This is a genomic window from Streptomyces boncukensis (assembly GCF_011045075.1).
In the GTDB taxonomy this organism is placed as follows: Bacteria; Actinomycetota; Actinomycetes; order Streptomycetales; family Streptomycetaceae; genus Streptomyces; species Streptomyces boncukensis.
On the sequence record NZ_JAAKZZ010000266.1, the window covers coordinates 1 to 10267 of the forward strand.

Consider the following 10267-nt stretch of genomic DNA (forward strand, 5'->3'; position numbering starts at 1 on the left):
CCTGGCGGGGATCGGAGGAACGGCCTTCGGCGCAGGCGGCGCCGGGGAGGGCGCGGCGGCGGACCGGGCCCCGGAGCCGGGGGCGCCGCCCGGGGTTCCGGGCGCGGTCCCGGGCGGCTGCCCCTGCCGTGCCGTGCCCGGTGCCTCCGCGGGCGGGGCCGAGCCGGAGGCCGCCGCTGCCGCTCCGTTCCGCACGTTCTTCAGGGCGCCGCGCAGCCGGTCGGCCGAACTGCCGCCGTCCGCGCGCTTCTTCCGTCTGCCCCCGTTCCCCGCCACCGGCGAGTGGCCCGTACGGGAAGCGCCGCCCTGCCCGGACGCCGGGGACGGCACGGAGGCGGCGGGCGGCGAGGACGGCACAGGCGGTGCGGACGGCGCACCGGCCGGCGGGGCGGGGAGCACGGCCGTCCGCGAACCGTCCGCACCGGCGGCGGAGCCCACACCGGTGTGGCCGTGCGCGACCGGCTGCAGCAGCACCCGCGCCCCGCTCACGTCGAGCCGCTTCTCCGGGTCCTTGACGAGCAGCCCGGCGATGGCCTCGCTGAGCGCTCCGGCGCGCTCGGAGGAGGGCACCGGCTCCGTCATCACGGCGGTGAGGGTGGAGATGGCCGAGCCCTTGTCGTACGGCGGGCGGCCCTCCACGGCGGCGAACAGCAGGCCGCCCAGCGACCACAGGTCGGCGGGCGGTCCCGGCGGCTTGCCGCGCGCCCGCTCCGGCGAGATGTACGAGGGGGCGCCCACCAGCATGCCGGTCGAGGTGATGGACGGGTCGCCCTCGACCTTGGCGATGCCGAAGTCGGTGAGGACGACGCGTCCGGTGGACTCCTCCAGCAGCACGTTGGACGGCTTCACATCGCGGTGCAGGATGCCCTCGCGGTGCGCGGCGCGCAGCACGTCGAGGATGGCGAGGCCGACCTCGGCGGCGCGCTGCGGGGGCAGCGGGCCGTCCTCCTTGATGTGGTCGGCGAGCGAGCGGCCCTCGATCAGCTCCATCACGATCCAGGGGCGGCTGTCCTCGTTCACGACGTCGAAGACGGTGACGGCGCTGCCGCTGCGGATCCGGGCGATGGCCTTGGCCTCGCGCAGGGTGCGGGTGATGAGCCGCTGCTTCTCCTCCTCGTCGGTACTCGACGGGAAGCGCAGCTCCTTCACCGCGACGGTGCGGCCCAGGACTTCGTCCTCGCCCCGCCACACGGTGCCCATTCCGCCGCGCCCGAGGACATCCCCGAGCCGATAGCGACCGCCTACCAGCCGTCCCGTGTCCTCGCTCATGACTGCCCTTGTGCCCCCTCTGACGAGAGACCGCCGGGGCCCTCGAACGAGCCTTCATTGTGCATCCTCCGCCCCGCGGGCGGGGCGGATTCCTGGCTCACGCCGCCCCGCCCGCCCAACGGACGGGCGGGGCTGAGGCGATCGACACCAGCCGGGCTGGAACCAGCCCGGGTATGACGACAAGTTTTGGACTGCGCGCTTGGTTCCAGCTACGCGGTTTCTGACTTTACCACTGGCGATACGGGCAGCAATGAGCCCTTCAGAGCGGGACGATGTCCGGGGCGCCCAGCCGCGCGGCGTCCGCCGTCTGGTCGTCGGGCTGGAGCTGCGACTCGCGCTCGGCCTCCACCCGCTTCTCGTAGTGCGCGACTTCCCGGTCGATCTGGTCGGCGTCCCAGCCCAGCACGGGCGCCATCAGCTCGGCGCACTCGCGGGCGCTCAGGGTGCCCCGGTCGAAGGTCTCGATGGAGATGCGGGTCCGCCGGGTGAGGACGTCGTCCAGATGGCGCGCTCCCTCGTGGGTGCAGGCGTAGACGACTTCGGCCTTCAGATAGTCGTCCGCGGCGGGCAGCGGCTCGCCCAGCTTCGGGTCGTCCGCGATGAGTTCCAGCACCTCGTCGATGAGCGAGCCGTAGCGGCCCAGCAGGTGCTCCACCCGCGCCACATGGATGCCGGTCTTCTCCGCCAGCCGGGCGCGGCCGTTCCACAGCGCGGGGTAGCCCTCGGCGCCCGACAGCCGCACCTCCTCCGTGACGCAGTCCGCGACCCGGTGGTCCAGGCCGTGCACCGCCTCGTCCACCGCGTCCTTGGCCATCACGCGGTAGGTGGTGTACTTGCCGCCCGCGATGACGACCAGGCCGGGCACCGGGTGCGCGACCGTGTGCTCGCGGGACAGCTTGCTGGTGGCGTCCGACTCGCCGGCCAGCAGCGGGCGCAGCCCCGCGTACACGCCCTGCACGTCGTCCCGGGTGAGCGGCACGGCGAGCACCGCGTTGACATGGTCCAGCAGATAGTCGATGTCCGCGCTGGACGCCGCCGGGTGCGCCTTGTCGAGGTCCCAGTCGGTGTCCGTGGTGCCGACGATCCAGTGCCGCCCCCAGGGGATGACGAACAGCACGCTCTTCTCGGTGCGCAGGATGAGGCCGGTCGAGGAGTTGATGCGGTCCCTGGGCACCACCAGATGGATGCCCTTGGAGGCCCGGACGTGGAACTGGCCGCGCTCCGCGATCAGCCCCTGGGTGTCGTCCGTCCACACGCCCGTCGCGTTGACGACCTGCTTGGCCCGCACCTCGAACTCGCCGCCCAGCTCCAGGTCCTGCACCCGGGCGCCGACCACCCGCTCGCCCTCCCGCAGGAAGCCGACCACCCGGGCGCGGTTGGCGGCGAGCGCGCCGTACGCCGCGGCGGTGCGCACCAGGGTGGCCACATAGCGGGCGTCGTCCACCTGGGCGTCGTAGTACTGCAGCGCGCCGACGAGGGCGTCCTTCTTCAACGCCGGAGCCACCCGCAAGGCGTGACGGCGGGTGAGGTGACGGTGCGTGGGCAGCCCCCTGCCGTGCCCCGAGGAGAGCGACATGGCGTCATACAGCGCCACGCCCGACCCGGCGTACAGCCGCTCCCACCCCCGGTGCTGCAGCGGATAGAGGAACGGCACCGGCTTGACCAGGTGCGGCGCCAGCCGCTCCAGCAGCAGCCCGCGCTCCTTGAGCGCCTCCCGCACCAGGGTGAAGTCCAGCATCTCCAGATAGCGCAGCCCGCCGTGGATCAGCTTGCTGGAGCGGCTGGAGGTGCCCGAGGCCCAGTCCCGCGCCTCCACGATGCCGGTGCTGAGGCCGCGGGTGGCGGCGTCCAGCACGATGCCGGCGCCCACCACGCCACCGCCGACGACCAGCACATCCAACTCGTCCTCGGCCATCCTCGCCAGCGCCTCGGCCCGCTGGCCGGGTCCCAGTGTCGCTGTCCTCACCGCTGCCTCCCGTGGTGCTCGTGGTGTGTTCCGCCTGACACCGCCCCCGGTTTCCCCTCCCGATGGTCCCCCATTTCCACGACTTTGGCCGGTCGCCCGCTGCGCCGCGCCCGCAATCCGGCATATCTTTCATATTGGCCCTTAACCTGAATTTGCGCCGCTCGCCACTCACCGCGTTTCCCGGGGCCGGGCCCCGGGTCGGCAGGGGAAGGGATGTCCGCCGTCATGCCCGTAGATCTCGCAGTCCTCGGACTCGCCCGTTCGGGTCTCCCGCTGGCCCACGCCGCCACGGCGGCCGGTATCGGCACCATCGGCTACGAGCCCGACGAGGCGGCCCGCACCGGCCTCGGCGCGGGCCGCCCGCCGCGCGACGCCCTCCTGACCGCGGCCGAGGTGCGCCGCATGCTCTCCCGGGGCTTCCGCGCCAGCGCCGATCCTGCCGTGCTGGGCCGGGTGCGCACCGCCGCCATCTGCGCCCCCACCGGGCTCGGCCCGGACGGGGCGCTGGACCTGGCGCCCGTCCGCACGGCGGCGCAGACCCTGGCCGCACATCTGCGCCCCCGTACGACGGTGATCGTCGAGTCCGATGTGTCCCCGGGCAGCACGGAGGAGCTGGTGCGCCCGCTGCTGGAGCGCGGCTCCGGGCTGCGGGCCGGGCGCGACTTCCATCTGGCGTACTCCCCCTCCCGCCTGGACCCGGGCAACCGGCGGCACGGCTATGCCAACACCCCCAGGGTCATCGGCGGCCTCACCCCCGCCTGCACGGAGGCCGCCGCCGCGTTCTACGGGCGGCTCACCGACAAGGTGGTACGGGCGCGCGGGCCGCGCGAGGCGGAGACGTGCAAGCTGCTGGAGACCAACTACCGGCAGGTCAACATCGCCCTGATGAACGAGATGGCGGTCTTCTGCCACGACCTGGACATCGACCTGTGGGACGTCATCCGCTGCGCGGAGAGCAAGCCGTTCGGCTTCCACTCCTTCCGGCCGGGGCCCGGGGTGGGCGGACCCGGCGTCCCGATCGACCCCAACTACCTGTCGTACCGCAGCCGCTCGCTCGGCTATCCGCTGCGCATGGTCGAGCTGGCGCAGGAAGTGAACGGGCGGATGCCGCGCTACGTCGCACAGCGGTCCGCTGCGCTGCTGAACGAGCACGGCAAGTCGGCGCGGGGCGCGCGCGTGCTGCTGCTGGGCGTGACGTACAAGCCCGATGTCGCACACCAGGAGGGCGCGCCGGCGCGCGAGGTGGCGACCCGGCTGCGGGACCTGGGCGCGCAGCTCAGCTACCACGACCCGTATGTGCCGCAGTGGCGGGTGGCGGGGCGGCCGGTACCGCGTGCGGACTCGCTGTACGAGGCCGCGGCGGCGGCCGATCTCACGGTGCTGCTGCAGCAGCACCGCACCTACGACCTGCAGGGGCTCGCCGCGAAGGCGCAGCTCCTCCTCGACACGCGGGGGGCCAGCCCCACCGGTGCCGCCTACCGGCTGTGAGCCCCCGGCCTTCCGGGGGGGCTGCGCGGGGGCAGCCCCTGGCGGGGCACAGTGACCTCCGCGAACCATGGCGCCCTCGGGGGCGCGGGGAACTGCGCGAGCGGCCACGACGCGGCCGCGGACTGCGGCGAGCCGCAAGGGGCAGCCCCTGCGCAGCGAGCGCTCTCGCGGGTCAGCGGGAGCGGGCGACGGTGACCTCGACGCGCTGGAACTCCTTCAGCTCGCTGTAGCCCGTCGTGGCCATCGCCCGCCGCAGCGCCCCGAAGAAGTTCATCGAGCCGTCCGGGGTGTGCGAGGGGCCCAGCAGGACCTCCTCCAGCGTGCCGACCGCGCCCAGGTCCACCCGGCTGCCGCGCGGCAGCTCCTCGTGCACCGCCTCCATGCCCCAGTGGCGCCCGCCGCCGGGCGCGTCCGTGGCGCGGGCGAGCGGCGAGCCCATCATCACGGCGTCGGCGCCGCAGGCGACGGCCTTGGGCAGGTCGCCCGACCAGCCCACGCCGCCGTCCGCGATGACGTGCACATAGCGGCCGCCGGACTCGTCCAGGTAGTCCCGGCGGGCCGCCGCGACGTCCGCGACGGCGGACGCCATCGGCACCTGGATGCCCAGCACGTTCCGCGTGGTGTGCGCGGCGCCGCCGCCGAAGCCGACCAGCACACCGGCGGCGCCGGTGCGCATCAGATGGAGGGCCGCGGTGTACGTCGCGCAGCCGCCGACGATCACCGGGACGTCCAGCTCGTAGATGAACTGCTTCAGGTTCAGCGGCTCGGCGGCGCCCGAGACATGCTCGGCGGAGACGGTGGTGCCGCGGATCACGAACAGGTCCACGCCCGCGTCCACGACGGCCTTCGAGAACTGCGCCGTACGCTGCGGGGACAGCGCGGCGGCCGTCACCACCCCGGCTTCCCGGACCTCCCTGATCCGCTGGCCGATCAGCTCCTCCTTGATCGGCTCGGCGTAGATCTGCTGCATCCGGCGGTTGGCCGTGGCCTCGTCCAGCTCGGCGATCTCCTGGAGCAGCGGCTCCGGGTCCTCGTACCGCGTCCAGAGCCCTTCCAGGTTGAGCACCCCGAGGCCGCCCATCTCGCCGATGCGGATGGCGGTGCGCGGCGAGACGACCGAGTCCATGGGGGCGGCGAGGAACGGCAGCTCGAAGCGGTAGGCGTCGATCTGCCACGCGATCGAGACCTCCTTCGGGTCGCGCGTGCGCCTGCTGGGCACCACGGCGATGTCGTCGAAGGCGTACGCCTTCCGCCCGCGCTTGCCGCGCCCGATCTCGATCTCAGTCACGTCGTCGTTCCCTCGCTAGTCCTCAGTCGGCGAGATACAGGTCCTCGTCGAACACCGTGACCACCACGATGACCATCAGACCGTGGCCGACCAGGTACTCGATGAGGATGCCCGGCGCGGCCTGCGCCTTCCGGTCGTCCTCGTGCGTCCCCACCGGCGCCGATGCCTTGTGATACGGGTCCTCGGCCAGTCTGGCCAGCCCGCGCTCCAGCATCTCACGCCGCTCCGGCGCCATGGAGTCGACGGTCTCCCTGGCCTCAATGGTGTACGTGACCCGGTACATCATCACCCTCGGGAGTAGTTCGGCGCCTCGACCGTCATCTGGACGTCGTGCGGGTGGCTCTCCTTCAGCCCGGAGGCGGTGATGCGGACGAACCGGCCGCGCTCCTTCATCTGGGGGACCGTCCGGCCGCCGACGTAGAACATCGACTGCTTCAGGCCGCCCACCAGCTGGTGCACCACGGCGGAGAGCGGGCCGCGGTAGGCCACCTGCCCCTCGACGCCCTCGGGGATCAGCTTGTCGTCCCCGCTGACGCCCTCCTGGAAGTAGCGGTCCTTGGAGTACGACTTCGCGTCGCCGCGGGTCTGCATGGCGCCCAGCGAGCCCATGCCGCGGTACGACTTGAACTGCTTGCCGTTGATGAAGAGCAGCTCGCCCGGCGACTCCTCGCAGCCCGCGAGCAGGCTGCCGAGCATCACCGTGTCGGCGCCCGCCACCAGGGCCTTCGCGATGTCGCCGCTGTACTGCAGGCCGCCGTCGCCGATGACCGGGACCCCGGCCTCCTTCGCGGCCAGCGCCGCGTCGTAGATCGCCGTGACCTGCGGGACGCCGATGCCGGCGACCACCCGGGTGGTGCAGATGGAGCCGGGGCCCACGCCGACCTTGACGCCGTCCACCCCCGCGTCGATCAGGGCCTGGGCGCCGTCCCGGGTGGCGACGTTGCCGCCGACGACGTCGACCCGCGGATGGTTCGACTTGATCTTCGCGATCATGTCGCCGACCAGCTTGGAGTGGCCGTGCGCGGTGTCGACGACGACGAAGTCGACCCCGGAGGCGATCAGCGCCTCCGCCCGGTCGTACGCGTCGCCCGCGACGCCGACGGCCGCGCCGACGACGAGGCGGCCCTCGGCGTCCTTGGCGGCGTTCGGATACTGCTCGGCCTTCACGAAGTCCTTGACGGTGATGAGGCCCTTGAGGGTGCCCGCACCGTCCACCAGCGGCAGCTTCTCGATCTTGTGGCGGCGCAGCAGCTCCATGGCCTGGTCGCGGGAGATCCCCACCTCGCCGGTGACCAGCGGCATCGGCGTCATCACATCCCGCACCTGGCGGCTGCGGTCCAACTCGAAGGCCATGTCGCGGTTGGTGACGATGCCGAGCAGCTTGCCCGCGGCGTCGGTCACCGGGACGCCGCTGATCCGGAACCGGCCGCAGAGCGCGTCGGCCTCCTGCAGCGTGGCGTCCGGCCGGATGGTGATCGGGTCGGCGACCATCCCGGACTCGGAGCGCTTGACCTGGTCGACCTGGTTGGCCTGGTCCTCGATCGCGAGATTGCGGTGCAGCACCCCGACGCCGCCCTGGCGGGCCATGGCGATGGCCATCCGGGCCTCGGTGACCTTGTCCATGGCGGCGGACAGCAGCGGCACGTTCACCCGCACATTGCGGGAGACCAGGGAGCTGGTGTCGATGCCCTCCGGGGACATGTCCGACTCGCCCGGCAGCAGCAGGACGTCGTCGTACGTCAGCCCCAGGGTGGCGAATGTGGCGGGCACTCCGTCGACGTTCTCTGTCATGACACCTTTCCCCTGCTTGCCCGGCGCGGACGTCCATGCTATCGGGCGCGGAGGGGTGCCCTCACGGCGTGCGGGCCGCGCGCCCGCCGCCGCTCACTGCCCGGCGAGCGCGCGCAGCCTGCTCAGCGCCCTGTGCTGGGCAACGCGCACCGCACCGGGTGACATTCCCAGCATTTGTCCGGTTTCCTCGGCCGTGAGCCCCACGGCGACCCGCAGCAGCACCAGCTCCCGCTGGTGCTCGGGGAGGTTGGCGAGGAGCTTCTTGGCCCACTCCGCGTCGCTGCTCAGCACGGCGCGCTCCTCGGGGCCCAGGGAGTCGTCCGGCTGCTCCGGCATCTCGTCGGAGGGCACGGCGGTGCTTCCGGAGCGCATGGCGGCCCGCTGCAGATCCGCGACCTTGTGCTGGGCGATGGCCACGACGAACGCCTCGAAGGGCTTGCCGGTGTCGCGGTAGCGCGGGAGGGCGCACAGCACCGCGATGCACACCTCCTGCGCCAGATCGTCGACGAAGTGGCGCGCGTCACCGGGAAGTCGGGTCAGCCGAGTGCGGCAGTAGCGCAGCGCGAGCGGGTGGACACGGGCCAGCAGATCGTGGGTGGCCTGCTCGTCCCCCTCAACTGCGCTCCGGACGAGGCAGCTGACCTCGTCGGCCGCCTCCCCCCGGCCGGAAACGGCCTGCGGGGACGGCCCGTTCTCGTCATCGCGCATCCGTCCATGGTGCACCGCCGCCGCGCGGTCCGGCGCACCGCGCTCCCAGATGTGAGCTGAAGCGTTATCGCGCAGCGCGCCCGTTCCCATTCCGCCAGCCCTCCCCTTTCAGGTCGATACTCACCGCGCCGGTCGGTGACCTGTGGCTGAGGTCCTTCGCGGCCGAGTGGGATGCCCCGGCAGGAGCCGGGGAGGAGTCACTCTCCAAGGATGCGGCATAGCGCGAAGTTTCGGCACAGCGATCCCGCGAACCCGCGATCAAGCCGCAGGTCGGCACCTGCGGAGGCAGAGGGCTGGCGGCGGGGGACGAATAGGGGCGGATCCCACGTGTCCGGTGCACACCGGGGCGGTCCGATCCCGTGGGATCCGCCGGAAGGACTCAGCGGACCAGTCCCCAGCGGAAGCCGAGCGCCACGGCGTGTGCGCGGTCCGAGGCGCCGAGCTTCTTGAACAGCCGCCGGGCATGGGTCTTGACCGTGTCCTCGGAGAGGAAGAGCTCACGGCCGATCTCCGCGTTGGACCGGCCGTGGCTCATGCCCTCCAGCACCTGGATCTCCCGCGCCGTGAGGGTGGGCGCCGCGCCCATCTCGGCGGACCGCAGCCGCCGGGGGGCGAGCCGCCAGGTGGGGTCGGCGAGGGCCTGGGTGACGGTCGCGCGCAGCTCGGCGCGCGAGGCGTCCTTGTGCAGATAGCCGCGTGCCCCGGCCGCCACCGCCAGCGCGACGCCGTCCAGGTCCTCGGCCACGGTCAGCATGATGATGCGGGCGCCGGGATCGGCGGAGAGCAGCCGGCGCACGGTCTCCACTCCGCCCAGGCCGGGCATCCGCACGTCCATCAGGATGAGGTCGGAGCGGTCGGCGCCCCAGCGGCGGAGGACTTCCTCGCCGTTGGCCGCCGTCGTCACGCGCTCGACGCCGGGCACGGTCGCAACCGCGCGGCGCAGCGCCTCTCGGGCAAGCGGGGAGTCGTCGCATACGAGGACGGAAGTCATGACCGCCCTCCGCTGCAGATGCGCATCACCTTGAGCCTCCAGGCTGCTTTCTCAATCGTCACCTGCGTGGTTGACAGCCTCGGACACCCGTGCCCGGACCGGCTTCCCGTCAACCGCTTTCGCTCTCTCAACGACGGTCACCCGAAAGAGTTACGGCCTTCCGCCGTCGTGTTCAGCACTCTACGTGAGTGTCCGTACACGGATCAGCAACATCGCACGGGGAACTCGTCCTCCTGGGCATCCACTCCGAAGTGCCCTATTTGGATTCATTCCTTCCGTTTCTCCGGAACGGTCGCTAGATTCACAAAGAGTCATATTTACGCATCGATGACCCGCAGCTGACTCACCGCTCCGATTCAAGGGGATACGCAATGGCAGACTTCTCCCGCCTACCGGGCCCGAACGCAGACCTCTGGGACTGGCAGCTGCTCGCCGCCTGCCGGGGAGTGGACAGCTCCCTGTTCTTCCACCCGGAGGGGGAGCGCGGGGCGGCTCGCAGCGCGCGCGAGGCGTCCGCGAAGGAGGTGTGCATGCGGTGTCCCGTACGCGCCGAGTGCGCGGCGCACGCCCTCCAGGTGCGGGAGCCCTACGGGGTGTGGGGCGGACTGACGGAGGACGAGCGCGAGGAACTGCTCGGGCGGGCGCGCACCCGGCTCGTGGTGGCGCCCGAGCCCTGAGAGAAACGTTCCTCCACGCGTCCGGGAGGGCGCCGTGCCAGGAGAGGGGGCGCCGCCCGCGCGGGTGCCCCCTCTCAGCTCCCCCTCCC

General features: G+C 72.3%; 9 protein-coding genes. 2 read left to right on the forward strand and 7 right to left on the reverse strand.

Going from position 1 to position 10267, the window contains the following annotated elements:
• Together G5C65_RS22750 and G5C65_RS22755 are read right to left on the reverse strand one after the other, a co-directional pair.
• The coding region (locus tag G5C65_RS22750; RefSeq protein WP_165300767.1) for a serine/threonine-protein kinase at positions 1-1269 on the reverse strand (1269 nt) is incomplete at its 3' end.
• A 259-nt stretch (positions 1270-1528) separates the two neighbouring features.
• On the reverse strand, positions 1529-3235 hold the full coding sequence (locus tag G5C65_RS22755; protein ID WP_165300768.1) for an FAD-dependent oxidoreductase: 1707 nt from the start codon (positions 3233-3235) through the stop codon (positions 1529-1531).
• 225 nt (positions 3236-3460) lie between these two features.
• Between G5C65_RS22755 and G5C65_RS22760 the strand changes: the two genes are divergently transcribed.
• Positions 3461-4723, forward strand: a complete 1263-nt coding sequence (locus G5C65_RS22760) for a nucleotide sugar dehydrogenase (RefSeq protein ID WP_165300769.1) — start codon at positions 3461-3463, stop codon at positions 4721-4723.
• Between the two features lie 172 nt (positions 4724-4895).
• Here the strand turns inward: G5C65_RS22760 and G5C65_RS22765 are convergent, their stop codons facing one another.
• The 5 genes from G5C65_RS22765 to G5C65_RS22785 all read right to left on the reverse strand — a co-directional run bounded on the left by G5C65_RS22765 (position 4896) and on the right by G5C65_RS22785 (position 9501).
• Complete coding sequence (locus G5C65_RS22765; protein ID WP_165300770.1) at positions 4896-6011, reverse strand: GuaB3 family IMP dehydrogenase-related protein; 1116 nt, start codon at positions 6009-6011, stop codon at positions 4896-4898.
• Between the two features lie 22 nt (positions 6012-6033).
• Entirely contained in the window at positions 6034-6297 is a 264-nt protein-coding gene (locus G5C65_RS22770; RefSeq protein WP_206442158.1) for a type II toxin-antitoxin system RelE family toxin, read from the reverse strand.
• Positions 6297-7802 carry an IMP dehydrogenase gene (gene guaB, locus G5C65_RS22775; protein WP_165300772.1) on the reverse strand — a complete coding sequence of 502 codons (1506 nt, stop codon included), beginning with the start codon at positions 7800-7802 and terminating at the stop codon, positions 6297-6299. Before guaB ends, G5C65_RS22770 begins: the two co-directional genes overlap by 1 nt.
• Positions 7803-7895: 93 nt before the next feature.
• Positions 7896-8510, reverse strand: a complete 615-nt coding sequence (locus G5C65_RS22780) for a sigma-70 family RNA polymerase sigma factor (RefSeq protein WP_277608091.1) — start codon at positions 8508-8510, stop codon at positions 7896-7898.
• Positions 8511-8889: 379 nt separating this feature from the next.
• Positions 8890-9501, reverse strand: a complete 612-nt coding sequence (locus tag G5C65_RS22785) for a response regulator transcription factor (RefSeq protein ID WP_003948568.1) — start codon at positions 9499-9501, stop codon at positions 8890-8892.
• Positions 9502-9872: 371 nt separating this feature from the next.
• Between G5C65_RS22785 and G5C65_RS22790 the strand changes: the two genes are divergently transcribed.
• Positions 9873-10178, forward strand: a complete 306-nt coding sequence (locus G5C65_RS22790) for a WhiB family transcriptional regulator (RefSeq protein ID WP_165300774.1) — start codon at positions 9873-9875, stop codon at positions 10176-10178.
• The last annotated feature ends 89 nt before the right edge of the window (positions 10179-10267 follow it).

Bases quoted from the DNA above. Each gene is read 5' to 3' on its own strand.
- G5C65_RS22790 (WP_165300774.1), top strand. From the start codon at position 9,873: ATGGCAGACTTCTCCCGCCTACCGGGCCCGAACGCAGACCTCTGGGAC.
- G5C65_RS22785 (WP_003948568.1), bottom strand. From the start codon at position 9,501: ATGACTTCCGTCCTCGTATGCGACGACTCCCCGCTTGCCCGAGAGGCG.
- guaB (WP_165300772.1), bottom strand. From the start codon at position 7,802: ATGACAGAGAACGTCGACGGAGTGCCCGCCACATTCGCCACCCTGGGG.
- G5C65_RS22780 (WP_277608091.1), bottom strand. From the start codon at position 8,510: ATGCGCGATGACGAGAACGGGCCGTCCCCGCAGGCCGTTTCCGGCCGG.
- G5C65_RS22770 (WP_206442158.1), bottom strand. From the start codon at position 6,297: ATGATGTACCGGGTCACGTACACCATTGAGGCCAGGGAGACCGTCGAC.
- G5C65_RS22760 (WP_165300769.1), top strand. From the start codon at position 3,461: ATGCCCGTAGATCTCGCAGTCCTCGGACTCGCCCGTTCGGGTCTCCCG.